At 65.3% G+C, this 20999-nt stretch carries 17 protein-coding genes and 1 riboswitch; of the genes, 3 read left to right on the top strand and 14 right to left on the bottom strand.

Annotation, left to right across the window (positions count from 1 at the left end):
• Positions 1–94: 94 nt before the first annotated feature.
• The 4 genes from HNO53_RS17075 to HNO53_RS17090 form a co-directional block, all read right to left on the bottom strand.
• The gene (locus HNO53_RS17075; protein WP_209473787.1) at positions 95–1153 is read right to left on the bottom strand and encodes a TRAP transporter substrate-binding protein; all 1059 of its coding nucleotides are present in this window, start codon (positions 1151–1153) and stop codon (positions 95–97) included.
• Positions 1154–1232: 79 nt separating this feature from the next.
• Positions 1233–2555 carry a TRAP transporter large permease gene (locus tag HNO53_RS17080; RefSeq protein WP_209473788.1) on the bottom strand — a complete coding sequence of 441 codons (1323 nt, stop codon included), beginning with the start codon at positions 2553–2555 and terminating at the stop codon, positions 1233–1235.
• Positions 2552–3079 carry a TRAP transporter small permease subunit gene (locus tag HNO53_RS17085; protein WP_209473789.1) on the bottom strand — a complete coding sequence of 176 codons (528 nt, stop codon included), beginning with the start codon at positions 3077–3079 and terminating at the stop codon, positions 2552–2554. Before HNO53_RS17085 ends, HNO53_RS17080 begins: the two co-directional genes overlap by 4 nt.
• 180 nt (positions 3080–3259) lie before the next feature.
• Positions 3260–4243, bottom strand: coding sequence for a LysR family transcriptional regulator (locus HNO53_RS17090; protein ID WP_242597457.1), 984 nt, complete (start codon positions 4241–4243; stop codon positions 3260–3262).
• Between the two features lie 69 nt (positions 4244–4312).
• Between HNO53_RS17090 and HNO53_RS17095 the strand changes: the two genes are divergently transcribed.
• Positions 4313–5113, top strand: coding sequence for a TraX family protein (locus tag HNO53_RS17095; protein WP_209473790.1), 801 nt, complete (start codon positions 4313–4315; stop codon positions 5111–5113).
• Between the two features lie 6 nt (positions 5114–5119).
• Here HNO53_RS17095 and HNO53_RS17100 read toward each other — a convergent pair whose 3' ends face one another.
• Positions 5120–7459 carry a putative bifunctional diguanylate cyclase/phosphodiesterase gene (locus HNO53_RS17100; RefSeq protein WP_209473791.1) on the bottom strand — a complete coding sequence of 780 codons (2340 nt, stop codon included), beginning with the start codon at positions 7457–7459 and terminating at the stop codon, positions 5120–5122.
• Between the two features lie 198 nt (positions 7460–7657).
• On the opposite strand from HNO53_RS17100, the gene HNO53_RS17105 reads away from it, so the two are divergent.
• The gene (locus HNO53_RS17105; protein ID WP_209473792.1) at positions 7658–9679 is read left to right on the top strand and encodes a PhoX family protein; all 2022 of its coding nucleotides are present in this window, start codon (positions 7658–7660) and stop codon (positions 9677–9679) included.
• A 105-nt stretch (positions 9680–9784) separates the two neighbouring features.
• Here the strand turns inward: HNO53_RS17105 and HNO53_RS17110 are convergent, their stop codons facing one another.
• The 5 genes from HNO53_RS17110 to HNO53_RS17130 form a co-directional block, all read right to left on the bottom strand.
• Positions 9785–10924, bottom strand: a complete 1140-nt coding sequence (locus HNO53_RS17110) for a 5-(carboxyamino)imidazole ribonucleotide synthase (RefSeq protein ID WP_209473793.1) — start codon at positions 10922–10924, stop codon at positions 9785–9787.
• Positions 10925–10934: 10 nt separating this feature from the next.
• Positions 10935–11444, bottom strand: coding sequence for a 5-(carboxyamino)imidazole ribonucleotide mutase (purE, locus tag HNO53_RS17115; RefSeq protein WP_209473794.1), 510 nt, complete (start codon positions 11442–11444; stop codon positions 10935–10937).
• A 118-nt stretch (positions 11445–11562) separates the two neighbouring features.
• Entirely contained in the window at positions 11563–13581 is a 2019-nt protein-coding gene (locus HNO53_RS17120; RefSeq protein ID WP_209473795.1) for a TRAP transporter permease, read from the bottom strand.
• A gap of 10 nt (positions 13582–13591) precedes the next feature.
• Entirely contained in the window at positions 13592–14116 is a 525-nt protein-coding gene (locus tag HNO53_RS17125) for a DUF1850 domain-containing protein (protein WP_240549015.1), read from the bottom strand.
• Between the two features lie 6 nt (positions 14117–14122).
• Complete coding sequence (locus tag HNO53_RS17130) at positions 14123–15082, bottom strand: TAXI family TRAP transporter solute-binding subunit (protein ID WP_209473796.1); 960 nt, start codon at positions 15080–15082, stop codon at positions 14123–14125.
• 281 nt (positions 15083–15363) lie between these two features.
• Between HNO53_RS17130 and HNO53_RS21615 the strand changes: the two genes are divergently transcribed.
• Positions 15364–15645: an XRE family transcriptional regulator gene (locus HNO53_RS21615; protein WP_209473797.1), complete on the top strand. Its 282-nt coding sequence runs from the start codon at positions 15364–15366 to the stop codon at positions 15643–15645.
• Positions 15646–15745: 100 nt separating this feature from the next.
• On the opposite strand, the gene HNO53_RS17140 is transcribed toward HNO53_RS21615, so the two are convergent.
• From HNO53_RS17140 to HNO53_RS17155, 4 genes are all read right to left on the bottom strand, one after another.
• Positions 15746–15934 carry a hypothetical protein gene (locus tag HNO53_RS17140; protein WP_209473798.1) on the bottom strand — a complete coding sequence of 63 codons (189 nt, stop codon included), beginning with the start codon at positions 15932–15934 and terminating at the stop codon, positions 15746–15748.
• Between the two features lie 85 nt (positions 15935–16019).
• On the bottom strand, positions 16020–17711 hold the full coding sequence (ilvD, locus tag HNO53_RS17145) for a dihydroxy-acid dehydratase (RefSeq protein ID WP_209473799.1): 1692 nt from the start codon (positions 17709–17711) through the stop codon (positions 16020–16022).
• Positions 17712–17816: 105 nt separating this feature from the next.
• A complete protein-coding gene (locus HNO53_RS17150; RefSeq protein ID WP_209473800.1) occupies positions 17817–19259 on the bottom strand; it encodes an APC family permease in 1443 nt (480 codons plus the stop codon).
• A gap of 201 nt (positions 19260–19460) precedes the next feature.
• Complete coding sequence (locus HNO53_RS17155; RefSeq protein ID WP_209473801.1) at positions 19461–20849, bottom strand: sodium:solute symporter family transporter; 1389 nt, start codon at positions 20847–20849, stop codon at positions 19461–19463.
• Positions 20839–20947, bottom strand: a riboswitch (TPP riboswitch). It overlaps the preceding gene by 11 nt.
• Positions 20948–20999: the final 52 nt, after the last annotated feature.

Consider the following 20999-nt stretch of genomic DNA (forward strand, 5'->3'; position numbering starts at 1 on the left):
CCGTTCTTCGAAACGGTTCGTCAAGACGGTTCTTAGAAACCGTTCGATGAAAGCCGGCGGGAGCGCCGAGCCGAGGCCGGCGCTCCCCCCTTCCTCAACCGTAGCGGTAGGGAGGCCCGGCCTGCTGCATGGTCTGGCGGTAATCCTTGAGGATCTGCACCACTCGCGCATTGCGGTCGCTCTCCTGGGCGATCTCGTCCCAGAAGGACAACGCCTCGTCCTCCAGCCGCTGCCATTCCGACTCGGGAATCGAGGTCAGTTCCAGCTTGCCGCCGGTGGTGCGGTAGTGCGCCTCGCCCCACCAGTACCAGTGCTGCCGATAATAGTGGGAGCTGTCCATGCACAGCTTGAACAGGGTCTTGAGGTGCTCGGGCAGCTCATTCCAGCGTTCGGTGTTGGCAAAGTAGGAGCCTGCCCAGGCGCCGGAGATGTTGTTGGTCAGATAGTAGTTGCTGACATCGGCCCAGCCCACGGTATAGGCCTCGGTGATGCCGGCCCAGGCGATGCCGTCGAGTTCGCGGGTCTGCATGGCGACCTCGATGTCCTCCCACGGCAGCGTCACCGGCACCACGCCGAAGCGGCTGAGGAAGCGACCCGCGGTGGGGAAGGTGAATACGCGCTTGCCCTCGAGGTCGTCGAGACTCCGGATCGGGTCGCGGGTGACGAAGTTGCACGGATCCCAGGCACCCGAGCCCAGCCAGGTGACGCCTTCGACCTCGCCGTAGGCCTCCTCCCAGATCTCCTTGAGGCCGTAGTGGTGGAACAGCGCCGGCACGTCGAGGCTGTAGCGCGAGGCGAACGGGAAGTAGCCGCCGAACACCGAGACGTCGACCGGGGCGTTGATCGAGTCGTCGTCGCTCTGCACGGCATCGATGGTGCCGCGCTGCATGGCACGGAACAGCTCGCCGGTGGGTACCAGTTGGTCGGAGTAGTAGAGCTCGATCTCCATCTCGCCATTGGCGGCCTTGTTGAAGGCGTCGATGGAGGGCTTGATCACGTGCTCGGCCAGCGCCGGCCCCGCGTAGGTCTGCAGCCTCCAGCGAATCGGGCTGCGTGACTGGGCATGCACGTAGGGTGCCGAGAGCGTCGTGGCCCCGACGGTGGCGGCGGTGGCTAGCCCCGCCTTCTTGAGAAAATCGCGACGATTGGTCATGTCTCTTCTCCTGCTGTTTTGCTTGTTGTGGGAAGAAAGTGGGTCTTCGTTCGTCGTGCCGTGGTTCACCTCCTGGGAGTCAGTAGCCGCGATAGAGCTGCGGCAGCCACAGCGCCAGCTGCGGGAAGATCGTGATCAGCGCCAACCCGATCAGCATGATGCCGACGAAGGGCCAGACGCTGCGGTAGATGTCGCCCAGCGAGATCTCCGGCGGCGCCATGGCGCGCATCAAAAACAGGTTGTAGCCGAACGGTGGGGTCATGTAGGCGATCTGCACGGTGATGGTGTAGAGCACGCCGTACCAGATCGGGTCGAAGCCGAGGCTGATCACCAGCGGCACGTAGAGCGGCGCCACGATCACCAGCATGGCGGTATCGTCGAGGAACATGCCGAGCAGGATGTAGGAGAGCTGCATCATCACCAGTATCTGCCACGGGCTCATGCCGATACGGTCGAGGAAGATGTTCTCGATGGCGCGCACCGCGCCGAGGCCGTCGAACACCGCGCCGAAACACAGGGCGGCAAGGATGATCCACATGAACATGCAGCTGATGCCCAGCGTCTTGTGCACGGTGCTCTCGATCACCTTCCAGGTCAGTCGGCGCTTGATCAGTGCCGCCAGGGTGGCGGCCAGTGCCCCTACCGCCGAACTCTCCACCAGGCTGGTCACGCCCATCAGAAACAGCCCGGTCATGAAGAAGAAGATCAGCAGCGGCAGGATGCCGGCGCGCAGCAGCTTGAGCTTCTCGGCCAGGCTCATGCGGCGTTCCTCGGCGGGCAGCGCCGGGCCGAGGTGGGGCTGCAGGCGGCAGCGAATGACGATGTAGATCACGAACAGCGCCGCCAGGATCAGCCCGGGGATGGCCCCCGCCAGCCATAGCTGGCTGACCGGCTGGCGCGCGATCATGCCGTAGAGCACCAGCACCACGCTGGGCGGCACCAGGATACCCAGGGAGCTGCCGGCCTGGATCACGCCGGTGACCATGATCTTGTCGTAGCCGCGGCGCAGCAGTTCCGGTAGGGCGATGGTAGCGCCGATGGCCATGCCCGCCACGCTCAGCCCGTTCATCGCCGAGACCACCACCATCAGGCCGATGGTGCCCACCGCCAGGCCGCCCTTGAGCGAGCCCATCCAGACGTGGAACATCTCGTAGAGTTCGCTGGCGATACCCGACTCGGAGAGCATGTAGCCCATGTAGATGAATAGCGGCAGGGTCAGCAGCGGGTACCAGTTCATCAACTGAATGGCGGCACTGAAGGGCATCTCCACCCCGCCCTGGCCCCACAGCAGCAGCGCCGAGGCGGCGCCGACGAAGCCGATCACGGCGAACACGCGCTGCCCAGTCAGCAGCAGCAGCATCATGGTGGAGAACATCAGCAGCGCGATCATCTCGTAGCTCACGGGCGCGCCTCCCCATCCAGTGCCATGCCGCGTGCTCGGGCGACGTCCTTGAAGAAGGTCGAGAGACTTTGCAGCAGCATCAGGAAGATGCCGAAGGTCATGATGATCTTGATCGGCGCCAGCGGCGGCGCCCAGGAGGTATAGCTCGTCTCGCCGTAGCGCAGGGCGTACTCGGTGCTGGAGATACCGCCGGCGAGCAGCGCGCCGAGGAAGACGAACAGCAGCACGATGGTCAGCGCATCGACGAAGGCCCGCGTGCGGTCTGTCCAGCGCGAGTAGAACAGATCCATGCGCACATGGGCGCCCATCTGCATGGCGTAGGCGCCGCCCAGCAGGTAGTAGGCGGCCATCATGAACTGCGAGACTTCGATGCTCCAGATGAGCGGGCTGTTGAAGGCGGTACGCGCGACTGACGAGAAGAGCAGCACACCGATCATCACGAAGATCATGAACATGACGATGCGACCCACCACGCGGTTGAACGCGTCCACCCAACGCACGTAGAGCGTTATTATTCTTGGCATCTTTCAGCACCGATCGCTTGGGTTTCGCTCAAGTCTTCGCGGGGAATCCAGAAATGCGCAATCAGCATCGGTATCGCTGACGCCTGGGGTATCGATGAAATCGATAGTGCTCGCGAACGGTTCGCCAGTGTCTCCCGACGCACCGACACGGAGCGCGTAGACCGCACTTGGAAGGAGGAATCAGACCTGGGTGACGACCTCGGCGGAGAGCCAGGGCAGCGAGCGCTCCAGTTGGGTGCGGAAACGCTGCTCCAGCAGGCGACGGCTGTCGCGGGCCAGCAGGGCAGGCAGCTCGCCCAGCTCATCGCGCCGGGCTACCAGCGTGAGTTCTCGGATCAGCGGCGCCAGCGGCAACGGCGCCACCGTGACCCGGAGGTCGTCGAGGCCGGCCTGATAGAGGCATAGCGGCGTGGTAATGGTCCATCCGGCACCGGCCCCGACCAGGCGCAGTACGGCGAAGGTGTTGTCGAGGTGCAACCTGCCCGGCAGCTCGAGTCGGTTCAAGCGCAGATGTCGCTCGATCGCCTGACCGATCAGCGACTGCGGCGTATAGCGCACGAAGTCCAGGTGGCGCGCCAGCCAGCGCAGGTTATCGAGCGGACCGTTCCAGGAGAGCGGCACCACCAGCACGAAGGGCTCGCGCAGCAGGGCGTGGCGTTCCAGGCCGTCGTAGTTTTCCAGCCGATCATCGGAAATGATGATATCGACATGACGCGTCAGCAGGGAGTGGCCATGCATGTGCGACAGCCCCGTGGTCAGGGTATAGTCGCGGGTATGGCGCCGGATCAGTTCGATCAACGGCTGTCCCACCGCCGTGGCCAGCGAGTCGACCAGCGCCAGGCGCACCTGGTGGAGCTGACCGAAGCCGCCGCTGACCAGCTCGCGCCGGGTGTTGCGCGCATCGTCGAGCAGACGCCGTGCCCGATCGTAGAAAAAACGCCCTGCACTGGTCGGCTCCAGCGGTCGGGAATGCCGCTTGAACAGCGTCACGCCCATGCTCTCTTCCAGGTTGGCCAGGCTCTGCGACACCGAGGATTGCTTGAGTCCGAGTCGCCTGGCCGCCGCGCTCTGGCTGCCCTGCTCCAGGGTCTCGACGAATATCTCCATGCTGCGAAGATCGAAACCGAAGCCGCTGCGCATCTGTCTGCCCTCATCACGAGTCATCCGGACGCCGGAACTCCCACCCTGGCGCACCGGTCTGAAAGGCTGTCGTCACCATGACAGGGAGGTGTCATGACCGTACAGGCCGTCAATCCGGCGGTGCCCGAGCGCCCCGTTTCCACCTGGACCGGCTGGGGTCAGTGGCTGGCGCTCGCCACCATGACCATCGACCACCTGACCCGCTACGTCCTGCCTGCCGGCTGGGAGCTCGGCTGGGCGGGCTCGTCGCTGGGCCGCATCGCCTTCCCGCTGTTTGCCGCCATGGTCGCCTGGCATGGCCTGTTTAATACGCGCAACCCGCTGCGCTACGCCCGGCGCATCCTGGTCATCGGGCTGGCCGCCCAGCTGCCCTACATGCTGATGCCGCGGGCCTCTGACGCTTTCCTGCTCAACGTCTGCTTCACCCTGGCATTGGGCCTCGCCTGGGGCGCCTGGCTGCGCGATCTGCTCGCGCGCCAGCGCAGCGGCAGCCTGGGCAGCGTCTGGCTGGCGGCGGCGCTGGCCGCCTCGCTGGCGGTCTGGTACCTGCTCGGCGAGTGGCTCGAGTACGGCCATCGCGGCCTGCTGCTGGTTCCACTATTCATGCTCGCCCTGCATCACCTCCATACAGCCGGCGAGACACTAGCCGAGCGCCTGCAGGCCGTGGCCATGGCGGCGCCGCTGCTGATCGTGGCAGGGCTGATGAACAGCTCCGACATGGCCAAGTCGTTCACGGTCGCGACCTGCCTGGCGATACTATGGCTGGCCGCCGGCGCCCACCGCCTGACACCGGTCGTACCTGCCGCCATGCCTCGCCGGCTGTGGCTGGCATGGTACCCCGGCCATTTCGCCCTGATCGCCCTGTGGCTGTGGGCCAGCGGCGGTCTCGGCTGAGCGCTGTCAAACGGCATCCGACCCCACACGCTCGGCCAATAGCCGCTCGAAGTCTTCGAGCGGCATCGGGCGATGAAAGAAGAACCCCTGAAACAGACGACAGCCTCGCATCAACAGGAAATCCCGCTGCGCCCTGTTCTCCACCCCCTCCGCCACGACATCGATGCCGAGGTGCTGGGCCATGGACAGGATCGTTTCGACGATGGCGGCATCGCTGCCGTCGGCATCGAGATTGCTGACGAAGCTGCGATCGATCTTGAGCTCGTCCAGCGGCAGCGACTTGAGATAGGCAAGCGATGAAAATCCCGTGCCGAAATCGTCCAGGGCCAGGTGCACTCCCAGCCGCTTGAGCGCCCGCATACGCTCGACGGCATCCGCCACGCCGTCGATCATGATGCTCTCGGTCAGCTCCACGACCAGCCGTGCCGGGTCGATGCCATGGGTACCAGTGACCCAGGTAAGCCCTTCGACGAAGCCGGGCTGGGTGAAATGGCGCACGCTGATATTGACCGACAGACGAGGCAGGACGTCGACCGGCAGACGCGACAACAGTTCGCAGCAGCGATCCAGCATCCAGGTCTCGAGTTCGACGATCAGGTCGCTCTCCTCGGCAATGGCAATGAACACTTCGGGCGAGATCCAGCCATGTCGGGGATGGTGCCAGCGCATCAGCGCCTCCCCACCGATGACCCGTTCACTTTCGTCGAGCTGGGGTTGGAAGGCGATGCTGAGCTGCTCCTCGACCAGTGCCAGCCGCAGCGCCTGCTCCATCTCCAGGCGCCAACTCATCTGAGTCTGCATGGAGGGCTCGTAGCCGCAGATCTGCGCTCGTCCCTTCATCTTGGCCTGGTACATGGCGGTGTCGGCATGACGCAGCACGTCGCCCACATCCTCGTCGCCCAGCGGGAACAGCGTGTAGCCGATGCTAGGCGTCACGCTGATGTGCTGTCCGCCCAGGTCGTAGGCCCGACGCAGGGTCGAAAGCAGACGCTCGGCACGGTGCTCGGCCCGGCGCAGCTCGGCTTCGCGATCGGCGCTCAGAGCCGGCATCAATACCACGAACTCGTCGCCGCTGAGGCGCGCCGCCATGGCCTCCTTGTCGAGGCTCAGCAACAGGCGCTTGCTGACCTGACGCAGCAGCTCGTCGCCGACCGCGTGTCCCAGGGTGTCATTGATGATCTTGAAACGATCCAGGTCGAGGAACATTACCAGCCCGACGCGGCCATCGTCGCGCCGGTCGCGAATGGTCGACGCCAGCGTCTCGATCAGCAGGCGCCGATTGGGCAGCTCGGTGAGCGGGTCGAAGTAGGCCTGACGATGGATGGTCTCCTCGGCCAGCTTGCGCTCGGTGAAGTCCTCGAGAATCGCCACGCCTCCCACCACCTCGCCCGCCTCGTTGCGCAACGCGCTGTAGAAGGCACGCAGCGGCGTCTGCTTGCCGCTGACCACGGTGCGATAGGTGCCTTCGAAATAGCCGGTGCCGCTCTCCAGAGCGTCGCGTATCGCTCCGGTCACGCGCTCGTCATTGAGCTGCGTCAGCAGATTCATCCCCAGCAGGCGCTGACGGCTGGTACCGAGGATATCGAGGCACATCTCGTTGCAGTCGACCACTTGCCCCTCGCGATCGAAGTGCAGCACGCCCAATGGCGTATGGCGGAAAATGGCGCGGTAGCGCGCCTCGCTGACACGCAGCTGCCGCTCGCGCGAAGAGACGATGAGGCGCAGGGAGATGTTGTCGGATATGGTGCGATGCAGCCGCCGGTTGATCGTCAGCACCAGCCCCAGAAAGAGCATGACCATGGCGGCCAGCAGCAAGGAGAGGGAAGTGCCCTGAAGCAGCAGCTGACCCAGCAGCGGCAGCATGGTCGGCAGTACGAACAGCGGCGCCATCCACGCCACCGATGAGAGCGTGGTGACGCCGCCGGCAGCTATCCCGGTCAACACGATCGCCAGCGCCGCTAGCTGTCCATGGTGCTCCATGGTGAACATCGACGCGCCGGCCATCCCCCATAGCACCCCGGCAATGCCGGCACCCCAGGCAAACCGGTACAGCCAGCGCCGCCGAAGCCGCCGCTTCGCCGGCTGGCGCTGATAATGCCAGGCCAGCCACAGGCGACCGCCCGACACCACGATCAGCGCAGTCAGCCAGCCCACCAGATAGCTCGGCGGTATGACCGACCACATGGCCCCCACCAGCAGGCAAGCCGCCAACGTACTGGCCAGCACCGGCTGCCACAAACGCTCGTAGAGCAGGCGCACCTGCTCATGGGCCAGTTGACGGCGGTGAGAGACATCCGAAAGCGCTGCCACGTCGTGCTCGCGTTGTTCCTGCAGGGGGAGGGACATGCCGGGGTCCGAGTCGGTTGTTGTTGTCGCCGCCCTATCATGACTCGATTCCGCCAGGTTTGGCGAGGCAGTCTCTCAACGCAATTCGGTTATTCTTTCCAGGCGTCACCAAACCGCCTCCATTCGTTCATGCCGATGCAACATCGCGCTACCAAGATCGGGGGTTCATTCGATCTCCCATCCCGCACGAGGCCACTCATGGACCAGTCGTACAAGCCCGGGTACGTCGACCCGATCCTCGCCGCCGGCGACGAACCGGCGAGCAATGCTTCCCGCAACGCCTATTTCGGCGACATCCTCGAGGCACGCATGAGTCGCCGCACGCTGCTGCGCGGCAGCCTGGCCGCGGCGGTCGCCGCCGCCATGGCCACCAGCCTGCCCTTCGGCCGCGCCTTGGCCGCAGGCAATGGCGCACCGTCACCGAGCATCGGTTTCCAGGCGATTCCGGTCGGTACCGGCGACAACGTCGTGGTACCGGAGGGCTACCGGGTACAGACCTTCATTCCGTGGGGCACGCCCATCAGCGGCAACATGCCGGCCGCCTCGCCTGAGGCCAGCGGTGACGACCAGGCCCACCAAGTGGGCAGCCACCACGACGGCATGCACTTCTTCCCGCTGGAAAGCAGTTCCCGTGATGGTCTGCTGGTACTCAATCACGAATATGTCGAGCCTCGCTTTCTGCACGCCGCGGCCAGCGGCCTGGCGCTCGACTCCGAGGGCTTTCCGCAGCGCGAGGACGGCTCCCGCGACGCCGACCAGGTGCGCAAGGAACTCAACGCCCACGGCGTCTCGGTGGTCCGGGTGCATCAGGGCGACGACGGCCAGTGGCAGGTGGTCGAGGACGACCATAACCGCCGCATTACCGGCCTGACTCCGATGCGCCTGGCGGGCCCCGTGGCCGGCACCGAACACGTCATGACGAAGTACAGCCCCGACGGCAGCATGACCCGCGGCACCCTCAACAACTGCGCCAACGGCGTCACGCCATGGAACACTTACCTTGCCTCCGAGGAGAACTGGGCCGGCTACTTCGCCAACGAGGACGCCGAGATCGACCGCCGCCAGGCCCGCTACGGCATCACCACACGCGCCGAGGGGCGCTATCAATGGCACAAGGCCCAAGGTGGCGCCGATGAATTCGTGCGTTTCGATGCCACTGCCCGCGGCGCCTCGCCCAGCGACGATTACCGTAACGAACCCCACGGCTTCGGCTATATGGTGGAGATCGATCCCTACGACCCCGCGAGCACACCGGTCAAGCGCACCCACCTCGGTCGCTTCGCCCACGAGGGCGTGGTCTTCGCCCCCGCCGTGGAAGGCCAACCGGTGGTCTGCTATTCCGGTGACGATGCCCGCTTCGAATACATCTACAAGTTCGTCTCGGCCCGCCCCTATCAGGCCGCCAGCGCCGACGGCTCGCTGCTCGATGAAGGCACGCTCTACGTGGCCCGTTTCAACGACGATGGCAGCGGCGAATGGCTGGCGCTGGCCCCGGGCGTGAATGGCCTGACGCCGGAGAACGGCTTCGCCGACCTGGCCGACATCCTGGTCAACGCCCGCAGCGCCGCCGACCACGTCGGGGCGACCAAGATGGATCGCCCCGAATGGGGCGCGGTCGACCCCGCCACCGGTCAGGTCTACTTCACCCTGACCAACAACACTCGCCGCAGCGAGGAGCAAGTCGACGCCGCCAACCCCCGCGCCGAAAACCACTTCGGCCACATCATTCGCTGGCAGGAGACCGGCACCCATGCGGCCGAGCAATTCCAGTGGGACATCTTCCTGCTGGCGGGCGACCAGGAGAGCGGTCGCGACCTGAGCGGCGAACCGCTCGATCAGGATGCCATGCTGGCCTCCCCCGACGGGCTGTGGATCGATCCCGACCGCCGCGTGTGGATCCAGACCGACATCAGTGAATCGGTAGTGAATCAGGGCGAACACGAGGTGTTCGGCAACAACCAGATGCTCGTCGCCAACCCCGAGACCGGCGAGCTCAAGCGCTTCCTCACCGGTCCCATCGGCCAAGAGATCACCGGCATCGCCATGACGCCCGACCAACGCACCCTGTTTATCAACGTGCAGCACCCCGGCGCCACCACCTCGGCCGAGGCGTTCGCCGCGGGCGAGCTGACCAGCCACTGGCCGGATGGCGGCAACGCCATTCCGCGCTCGGCCACGCTGGTGATCAGCCGCGAGGACGGCGGCATCATCGGCGCCTGAGAGTCGTCACATGCTCGAGCCAATCGCTGCCGAATCGCTCGAGCACTGCCCCAAACGCAGCAGGCCCCGCCATTGGCGGGGCCTGCTGCGTTACGTCTTGCGGCGTTACAGGTTGCCCTGACGGAACGCGTCCTCGAAGCTGAAACGCGGCTCCGGCGCCTCGGGCAGCAGCCAGGCGCAGGCGTGCACCTTCTCCAGCAGTTCAGCGTGACTTTCGGCCACCAGATTGACGTGGCCGAGCTTGCGCCCGGGGCGCTCGCTCTTGTCATAGCGATGCAGGTGGGCATCGGTAATGGCGAGTATCGCCGCCGGGTTGCCCTCCTGGCCGATCACGTTGACCATGCAGGTAGGTTGCCGCGCCGAGGTGTCGCCCAACGGCAGGCCCTGGATCGCGCGCAGGTGATTCTCGAACTGGCTGGTCACCGCGCCGTCCATGGTCCAGTGGCCGGAGTTGTGCACCCGCGGCGCCATCTCGTTGGCCAGCAGCTTGCCGTCACGGGTCTGGAACAGCTCCAGGGTCAACACGCCGACGTAGTCGAGCTCGTCGAGCAGCGCACGGATATAGCCGTCGGCGGTCTGCTGCACCGCGTCGTCGAGGTCCGGCATCGGCGCCAGCGAATAGCGCAGAATGCCGTCCACGTGCAGGTTCTCGGCCATGGGGTAGAAGGCCACCTCCCCATCGCGCCCACGCACGGCGATGATCGACACCTCGCGCACGAAATCGACGAAGGCCTCGACGATCAGCTTGGGATGGTTGATCGAACGCCAGGCCTCGGCCGCCTCGCCCGGGTCGCGCAGCACGGCCTGCCCCTTGCCGTCGTAGCCCTCAGTGACCGACTTGGCCACCACCGGCGTGCCCAGCTCGCGGGCCGCTGCTTCCAGCGCCTCGGCGCTCTCCACGATGCGGTAGGCCGGGGTGGGAATGCCCAGCCGGTCGAACAGCGCCTTCTCCTCGGCGCGGTTCTGGCAGATGCGGATCGCCTCACTGCAGGGATAGACCGGCTTGACTTCCTCGATGGCCTGGACCAGCGCCACCGGCAGATGCTCGAACTCGTAGGTGACCAGGTCGACCTTGGCCAGGAAGTCGTCGAGCAAATGGTGTTGATCGGTGTATATCATGACCTCACCGATCCCGGCGCTGGGGTGACCGGTGGTGTCGAGGAAAGTGAAGCGATTGGCCAGCGGATAGCCGGCCAGGGCCAGCATGCGGCCGAGCTGGCCGGCACCGAGTACGCCGATATTCATGTCGGGCACCTCATTCGGGCTGGGGACGCGGGTCGGGATTGTCGAGCACGGCTTGAGTCTGCTCGGCGCGGAACGCCTCCACGGCAGCCCGCACCTTGGCATCCTGCAGACCCACGATCTGCGCCGCCAGCAGGCCGGCGTTGGTCGCCCCGGCCTTGCCGATGGCCAGCGTACCCACGGCGATGCCACCGGGCATCTGCACGATCGAGAGCAGCGAGTCGAGCCCCTTGAGAGCCTTGGACTCCACCGGCACGCCGAGTACCGGCAGCGCCGTCTGGGAGGCCACCATGCCCGGCAGGTGGGCGGCGCCGCCGGCGCCGGCGACGATCACCTGCAGGCCACGCTCGGCAGCGCCCTTGGCATAGTCGAACAGCAGATCCGGCGTGCGGTGGGCCGAGACCACGCGAGTTTCATGCGGGACCCCCAGGCGCTCCAGCATCGCCACCGCGTGCTCCATGACCGGCCAGTCGGACTTCGACCCCATGATCACGCCTACGCGTGGCTGCTCGTTGGACTGCATGTGCGGCTCCCGGAAGTAGCGCAGAGAATTCGAAGGGCGAGTATTCTAACGGCGCCCGCAGGCGCCGTCATCTTGACCAATCGGGCAGAAGCTGTCCGCCCGCAATCGACCACATCGCTCAGGCCGGTCCTGCTCCGGCAACGTTGGCCTCGCGCCGACTGGCCAGCCAGTTGCCGCCCATCGCCAGAATCATCACGACGACGCCAGCGACTTCCAGCATCAGGTTGGGATAGAAGGCCGCCACGATCGCCGGCAACAACACCAGGCGTACCGGCCACGACATCCAGGTGAAGAGGAACCCCTCCAGGGCCGCGGCGAAGGCGCCCAGCGCCAGGAAGCCTATGACAGCCGTCCATACCAGCACCGGTATCGAGCCCCCCATGATGATTTCCGGGTTGTAGACCATGAACAGTGGGATCAGATAGAGCCCCTTGGCGAACTTCCAGGCCTGGAAGCCGGTGTCCATGGGCTTGGCCCCCGCAATCGCCGCACCGGCAAAGCCTGCCAGCGCAATGGGCGGGGTCACGTTGGAGTCCTGCGAGTACCAGAACACCACGAGGTGAGCGATCAGCAGCGGCACGCCGAACTCAGCCGTCAGTGCCGGCCCCACCAGCACGATCAGCACGATGTAGCTGGCGGTGACCGGAAGGCCCATGCCCAGCACCAGGCTGGCCAGCAGCACCATGACCAGCGCCAGCAGCAGGTTACCGCCGGAGAAGGCCATCATCATGGAGGAGAACTTCAAGCCCAGCCCGGTGAGGCCCACCACGCCGACGATGATGCCGGCCACGGCACAGGCCATGGAGACGGCCACCGCGTTGCGTGCGCCCAGCTCGAGACCGCCAACGAGCTTGATCAGGCCCGCTTTCACGGCCTCTCGCAGCGTCTCGGCGGTCACTTTCTGGCCGTTGCGCGGAGCGATGAACAGGAACCATACAGCGAAGCGCAACACCGCCACGGCCAGCATGGTGAGGATGGCATAGTAGCCTACCCGCATCGGCGACATGTTCATCACCAGCAGCCATACCAACACCAGCAGCGGCAGCAGGAAGTGCCAGCCTTCCTGCATCACGTCGCGCATTTGGGGCAGCTCGGAGCGCGCCATACCCTGCATGCCCTGCTTGAGGGCGATGATGTGTACGAAAAGATAGACGGTGGAAAAGTACATGATCGCCGGCAGAATGCTGACCTTGACGATCTCGAGATAGGGCATCCGGGTATATTCGGCAATCAGGAAGGCCCCGGCGCCCATCAGCGGTGGCATGATCTGGCCGCCAGTGGAGGCGGCCGCCTCGATGCCGCCTGCCTGGTGAGGCTTGTAGCCCAGGCGCTTCATCAACGGAATGGTGAAGGCCCCGGTGGTCACCACGTTGGCGATGGCACTGCCCGAGATCGACCCCATGCCGGCCGAGGCGATGACCGCAGCCTTGGCCGGCCCGCCGCGCTGGCGCCCGGTGGCGGCATAGGCCAGGTCGATGAAGAACTTGCCGGCGCCGGTGATTTCGAGGAAAGCGCCGAACAGCACGAAGATGAAGATGTAGGTGGCAGCCACGCCCATGGGCAGGCCGAATATCCCCTCCTGGCCCAGATAGAGCTGACCCACCAGCCGGTCCAGGTTGTAACCGCGATGTTCGAGAATGCCGGGCAGGAACGCGCCCAGCCAAGGCAGCTCGCCGCGCGGGCCGGCAAAGGCATACAGGATCGCGATGATGCCGATCACCGTCATGCCCAGCCCCACGGCTCGCCGCGCTGCCTCCAGCACGGTCAGCGTGGCGATGCAGCCGACCAGGATGTCGGTCTGACTCCAGAACCCGGCGCGGTTGATGATCTCGTCGAGGAAGAGCACCAGATAGCCACCGGTCAGCAACGCACCGGCGAAGAAGACCGTATCGATCAGCCCCGTGACGATGCCGCGGTCGTGCTTGGGCCCGAGCAGCGGAAACATCAGAAAGGCCAGCATCATGATCATCATCAGATGGATGCTGCGCTGATAGAACAGGCCCAGCGGCTCGATGCCGGCGGAGTAGAGCTGGAACAGCGACAGCCCCACCGCCACCAGGGTGATCAGCCACAGCACCGGGCGGGAATGGTTCGCCTGGCTGCCGGGAATGACAGGGGAGGTTCCCGTATCGCTCATTGTGGTTCTCTCACTGGGTTTGTCGTGCCTCGGAGGCGTCGGGAGTCAGGGTCAGTCGGATCGTCACCCGTTGGTTCTCGGCCAGACTGCTCAGGCTGATACGGGTATTGTCGATCACCAGGCGATGGTCGACGCGCATCGAGCCTACCCGCAGGCGGTAGGCGTTGCCCGGCACCGCCTCGTCGATATTCTCGATCCAATAACCGCCCTCGCCATCGGAAACCTGAATCCCCCTTCCCGGGATATGATCCAGCCCTGCGGCGAAATCGGGCAAGTGGCTGCGTTCCAGGACCATGCGTCCGTCGCGGTGACGATAACAGTCCAGCACCGGGAAACCCTCGACAGAGTGATTCCACTCCAGGCACCAGCCCTCGCCTTCGGGCATCGGCAGACTCACCAGACGCTCGTCATCGCTCCTCACGACCTCCAGCACGGCCTCATCGGCAGCGGCCACCTGGCTGACTGCCGCCAGGCTCATGCAAAACAGCAGGGCGGGCAGCCAGGCCCGCCCTGCGTTCAGGCGTAACACGCTCATGTCGCGTCAGGGACGCTGATGATCCGCGATCTCGGCGCCCACTTCCTCGTAATAGCGCAGCGCTCCCGGATGGAAGGGTACCGGGGTCGATTCCACGCTGAACTCCACCGTGGTGTCGTTGGCGGCCGGGTGGATGGCGATGAGTTCGTCGGTCTGCTCGAACAGCACCTTGGTGATCTGGTAAGCGAGTTCCTCGTCCATCTCGCTGCTCACCGCCAGAACGTTGGGAATGCCAATGCTCTGCACGGCCTCGTCCATTCCTTCATAGAGTCCCGCCTTGAGCTGGTACGCGGCGAACACGGGCTCGGCTTCCTTGGCCTTGTCGATCTCCTCCTGACTCAGACCGATCAGGCGGATATCACGGGTAGTGGCCAGGTTCATGATCGAGCTGGTGGGCGGACCCACGCTCCAGAAGCCGGCATCGATGTCGCCATCACGAATGGCGTCAGCCGTTTCGTTGAAGTTGAGACGGCGCGGATCGAAATCCTCATAGGTGATGCCGTTGGCCTCGAGCAGGGCCCGGGCATTGAGCTCGGTGCCACTGCCGGGGGCGCCGACGGAGACCGTCTTGCCCTTGAGGTCGGCTAACGACTCGATGCCGGAGTCCGCCAGCGTGACGATCTGAACGGCATTGGGATAGATCGAGGCCAACGCGCGAATGTTCTCCAGCTCGCGCCCCTCGAAGTCACCGGTGCCGTTATAGGCCTGATAGACGGTATCGGCCAGCGCCAGGGCGAGGTCGGAATCGCCGCGCCAGACCAGGCCCATGTTCTCTACCGAGGCGCCTGTGACCTCGGCCACGGCGTCATAGCCCTCGATGTGGTTGCCGATCAACTCAGCCAAGCCGCCCCCATAAGGATAATACGTACCACCGGTACCCCCGGTGGCGATAGAAAGTTGCTGGGCACTCGCCAGTGGGGCAACGGCCAGCAGCGAAGCGGCTGCTGCAAATTTGAGAGCTCGCATGGAATCCTCCGTCCTGAAACCGGATCGTTTATGGTTGTAGCTCGGAACGTACCGGACAAAGCCGGCGGTTTACCTGACAAAAACTAGCACGCCCCTGCGCTGAGGGGCTAATCGACAGTTTCTACGTTCTTGTAAATTTTCGGCAATCCCACCAAGGTCGGTCAGTTGGGCCCCGCCGGACAGCGGTTCTCACGGCATCGTGAAAAAGTCGCGAATGGGTACTGGCAAAATCGCCGAAATGGCCCCATGATGTGGATGTCGCAACCGCCCACTGGAGCATCATGAGTACGGCACGACATTCTTCCAACGCGGAACTTCTCGACCCCCCGCGAAGAATCCCTGACCTCGATGTCAGGGATCTGGAAAAGCGCACACGCCTCATGCGCATCGTTACACGGCTGATCGCCGTCTCCGACCTAGGCTGTCGCGAGATCGCTCGACGCGCCGGGCTTCCGGCACAGAAGATCAGCGACCTGCTGGCAGGCCGCCTCGAGCACCTCTCTCTCGACGAGCTACGCCTGGTCTACCATACCGTCGACCCGGACGGCGCACTCAACTACTAGTCGCCACCACGAGACGGTACGCCGCTCGGCCGAACAACGAACGCCTCGCTGAATGCGAGGCGTTTTTTTCATGCGGGGTGACCATGAGGCAACGAGAGGGCTACTCCTCGCGCTGTTCGTACTCTTCGGCTGCCTTGAGCGCCTCGACTTCGGTGTCGTGAGCCGAGACGACGATCTCGTTATCGGGGTCCGTCTCGTCAATGACATTCCAGCCGGTCACCGGCAGATTGATATCGTCGGCATCGCGAATCGGCTCGATGCGTGCCTGCTTGGGTCCGCTCTTGGGCATGCTGCCTCCTTGCTCGTTGCGATCTCCGTGTCCCCCTCAAGCTAGCCAAGCCCCGGAGAAAAGCCAACCGCGCCTTACCGGCGGCTTACTCCCCCGCGGGCAGGTCGGTCACGGCCCCGGTGGAGGCCGAACTGACTGTGCGGGCGTACTTGGCCAGCACGCCACGTGTGTAGCGCGGCGCAGGCTGGCGCCAGGCTGCGCCGCGGCGGGTGAGCTCCGCCTCGTCGACATGCAGCTCGATGGTATCCGCCTCGGCGTCGATGGTAATGGTGTCGCCGTCCTCCACCAGCGCCAGCGGCCCGCCGTCGAAGGCCTCCGGCGACACATGCCCCACCACGAAGCCGTGGCTGCCTCCCGAGAAACGTCCGTCGGTAATCAGCGCCACCGAGTCGCCCAGCCCGCGCCCCATGATGGCCGAAGTGGGGGTGAGCATCTCGCGCATGCCGGGGCCGCCCTTGGGCCCCTCGTAGCGGATCACCACCACGTCACCTGCCATGACCGTGCCGTCGTTGATGCGCGCCTGGGCCTCCTCCTCGGAGCCGAACACTCGCGCGCTGCCGGAAAAGCGCGTGCCCTCCTTGCCGGTAATCTTGGCCACCGCGCCCTGCGGCGCCAGGTTGCCATGCAGGATGCGCAGGTGGCTCTCCGGCTTGATGGGGCTTTCCAGCGGGGCAATGATCTGCTGATCGTCGGGATAGGGCGAGACCTCGGCCAGGTTCTCGCCCAGCGTCCTGCCGGTGACCGTAAGGCAGTCGCCATGCAGCAGGCCGGCATCGAGCAGGGTCTTCATCAGCGGCTGAATGCCGCCGATCTCGACCAGCTCGCTCATCATGTAGCGCCCGCTGGGACGCAGGTCGGCGAGCACCGGTACGCGTCGACCGATCTCGGTGAAATCGGCAAGCGCGAGCGGCACGCCCACGGTATTGGCCATGGCGATCAGGTGCAGCACCGCATTGGTGGAGCCCCCCAAGGCAATGACCACGGTGATGGCGTTCTCGAAGGCCTCGCGGGTCATGATGTCGCTGGGCTTGATGTCGCGCTCCAACAGCGTCAGCACCGCGCTACCGGCGGCCTCGCAGTCGGCGCGCTTGGCCTGGGACACCGCCTCCTGGGCCGAGCTACCCGGCAGGCTCATGCCCAGCGCCTCGATGGCCGAGGCCATGGTGTTGGCGGTGTACATGCCACCGCAGGAGCCCGGGCCGGGAATCGCCGTCTCCTCGATCTGCTTCAGCTCGATCAGATCAAGATCGCCGCGGCTATGGGCGCCCATGGCCTCGAACACCGAGACGATGTCGGTATGGTTGGCACCCGGCTTGATGGTACCGCCGTAAACGAACACGCTGGGACGGTTCAACCGCGCCAGGCCCATCAGGCAGCCGGGCATGTTCTTGTCGCAGCCGCCGATCGCCACCAACCCGTCGAACCCCTCGCAGCCGGCCACCGTCTCGATGGAGTCGGCGATCACCTCCCGCGAGACCAACGAGTACTTCATGCCTTCGGTACCGTTGGCGATGCCGTCGGAAATGGTGATGGTATTGAAAATCACGCCCTTGCCGCCGGCCGCGTCGGCGCCGTCGCGGGCACGCTCGGCCAGCTCGTGGATGTGGCTGTTGCAGGGGGTGACCATGCTCCAGGTGGATGCGATGCCCACCTGGGGTTTGCTGAAGTCCTCGTCGGAAAAACCCACCGCGCGCAGCATGGCGCGGCTGGCCGACTTGCCGACGCCGTCCACCACCGGGGCGGAGTGACGACGACGAGGATCGGGGGAATCGCTCATGGGGCGGCCTCCGTTTCGGTTGCGCACCCCCTGAGGTTGGTCGTTGCGAAGGTTTCTGGCAAATCCAGGCCCGCCTGCGGGGCACGCAAGCGGGCGGCGAGGCGGTCAGCGTCCCGGGTAGGGATCTGCGCCGGCCAGTTCCCGCTTCATCATCTGGTCGCTATAGGAAACGCCGTAGCGCTTTCGTGACCAAGCGTAGAGCACCAGGCCACCCCCCATCCAGCCGGCGAACAACAACCATTCGACGGGAGCCAGGGCAGAGGGACTGCCCGGCATGTACAGGGCGATGAGCCCCAGCGAGAGCAGCACTGACAGGCTGCCCACCAGTTTTCCTTGGCGTACCCGGAACGGGCGCGGCATCTCCGGTTCGCGACGGCGAAGCACCACGAACGAGATCGCCACGAACAGGTAAGCGATGACGATGCCGAGCCCGCCGGCCACCACCAGCCAGACCAGCGCCGGGCGGCCGAAGAACGGCGCGATCGACGAAAGCACTCCCATCACCAGGATGGCGTTGGTCGGGGTGCGATGCCTGGGATGCAGCTTGCCCAGCCAGGCCGGCAGCATGCCGGAGTGAGCCAGCGCGTAGATCGCCCGCGAGCCGCCCACGTAGAAGGCGTTCCAACTGGTGACGATACCGGCGATACCGGCCAGAATCATCAACTTGCCCGCCCATGGGGCCTGGAAGACGGCCTGCATGGCATCCGGCACGGCCAAGGAACTGGCGGCCAGTTGCTCGGGATTCAGCATCAGCGCGGTGCCAAGGATGATCAGCGAATACCAGAACACCGCCATGATCACCGAAATCATCAGAACGCGGCCGATCTCGCGAAAAGGCAGGTTGATCTCCTCGGCCGCCTGTGGGATGACGTCGAAGCCCACGAACATGAACGGCACCATGATGATCACCAGCATGATCCCGCCCACGACGCCCTCTTCGACAGAAAACAGCGGCTCCATGGTCGCGGTGTCACCCTGGAAGAGCGCGCCGGTGATGAACATGATGCCCACCACCAGGATCAGCAGCGTCACCAGCTTCTGCAGCAGCGCCGCGGTGCGGATGCCTACGTAGTTCACCCACATCATCAGTACCGAGCCGGCCACGCCGACGGCCACCCAGGTTGCCTGAACGTCCCAGCCGGCAATCGTCCACAAGTGCCCCACGGCATAGTGGGGGAAGAGGTGCTCGACGACGGTGGGCAGCGCCACGGCCTCGAAGGCCACCACGCTGACATAGCCCAGGGTGATCGCCCAGGTGCACAGGAAGGAAGCGAAATGGCCCAGGGCGCGATAACTGTAGACATGCTCGCCGCCTACCTGGGGCATGGCGGAAGCGAGTTCGGCATAGGTGAGGCCCACCAGCACGATGATCAGGCCACCGATCAGAAAGGCCGTGATCGCGCCCAGGCTTCCTGCGGACTGGATCCAGCTGCCGGTCAGCACGATCCAACCCCAGCCGATCATGGCGCCGAAGGCCAGCGCCAGCACATCCTTGCGGGCCAGTACTCGAGCCAGTTGGTTCGGCTCTGCCGCGGATTCCTGTGTCATATCGTCCTCACGATTGTCATTGTTGAGTGTAAAATATTTACCTCACCTCTAACAAAATAATCAACGAAAGAAAGCTTAGGCACGAGGATCTTATAGAACAATAGACTTTGGTCTGGAGAAGGAATGAGAAATGCGCCAGCCGGGAGCTGGCGCGACGACAGATCGAGACTTCATTAAGCGCAAACCGGCCAGGAGGCCAATTCACTGCGTGCGGATACGCTCATGCGGTGCCGTCCATGCCACAGCCAGGCTGACCAGCGTGGAGGCCGCCAACGCGCCGAGAAACGGCGGCAGCGTGGGGATGCTGCCCGGGAAGCTCGCCGCCAGCAAGCCAGCTGCCAGGCTGCCCTGGGCGACCCAGCCGGGCAGGATCGCGCCAAGCAGCCCCGCCACGCCACCCATCACCGCGGCCAGCGGCGTCATGCGGCGCCACAGTCCCAGCAGAACCGGCACCACGATGGCGGCACACAGCAGGTCGGCGATCAGGAACAGCCGCAGCACCGAGAGGCCCTGAAGTGCCACGATCACCACCGGCACCATTAGCCCTACCGTGACCAGCCGCGCCGCACCGATGGGCAACCCGCGCCTGCCGGACCCCGCCACCACCAGCGAGGCGATGCCGTTCTGCAGAGTATCGACGCTGGAGGCAACCAGGGTCACCGCCAGAACCAGCGCCGGCAGCGCCAGCCAGCTTGGCGCCTCGCCGAGCAGAGCGAAGAACGGCATCGGCGGCTCGCCTAGTGCCACGCCGCTCATCGACGCCAGCATGCCGAGCCCGCCCACCATCGCGACCACCGCCACGGTGGTCGCGCCGCCCAGCCAGGCGCCCCGGTTGAGCGCACGCTCGTCGCGGGCGGCCCACACCCGCTGCCAGTAGCCCTGATGGAACAGGTTGGCCGCCGTGACCGCGATGACCAGCGTTAGCGCCACGCCCAGTGCGCCGTCGACGGGAATCGACGGCAGCGCCGCGCCTGCGGGCATCTCGGGCAGGCGCGCAAGCGCCACGCCGCCTACCACCAGCAGCAAAGCGATCAGCAGCCATGCCTGCCAGCGGTCGGTGGCCAGGCTCGCCCTCAGGCCACCGATGGCGGTGTAGAGCAGGGTGGTCACGGCCACGCCGATCACCACCAGTGCCGGCGGCACGTCGGAAAGCAGCGCGGTGATCGCGCCGATGGCCGTCAGCTCGGCGGCGAGAAAACAGGCCATATAGAGAATCGAGACCAGCGCCACCCAGCGCCGCACGCCGGCGCCGTAGCAGACTTCGGCGAACTCCCCGATGCTGCGCCCCTCGGGCAGGTGACGGCGGATCGCCGGGCCGTAGAGTCCCAGCACGATGAACGGCAGCGCCGAGCCGATGGCGTACCCCGCCAACGCCACCGGACCGACGAAGGCGCCGATCTCCGGCGGCGCGAAAAGTATCCACGCCCCCATGCCCGAGGCCAGGAACGACAGCCCCAGGGTGGCGGCAGATTGGGAGTTGCGGGCGGTGATGTAGTCGTCGAGTGGACCGTCGGCCCGGCGGGCGCGCAGGCCCAGGAAAACAAAGCACAGCAGCGCCGCGCCGAGCACGGCTGACGTCAGATAGGACATGTCGCACTTCCTCCGCCGGCATGAACCGGATCAGGTTCCAGGGTCAGCGCCTGGCGCTCTCTCAGCCCCGCCGCAGCGAGACTCCCCTGGCGACAGTGAATGAATTTTGCGTCGCTAGACTCAAGCTGGCCCCACACGGACCGATATGAC

The organism is Billgrantia antri, assembly GCF_017868935.1.
Lineage (GTDB): Bacteria > Pseudomonadota > Gammaproteobacteria > Pseudomonadales > Halomonadaceae > Halomonas > Halomonas antri.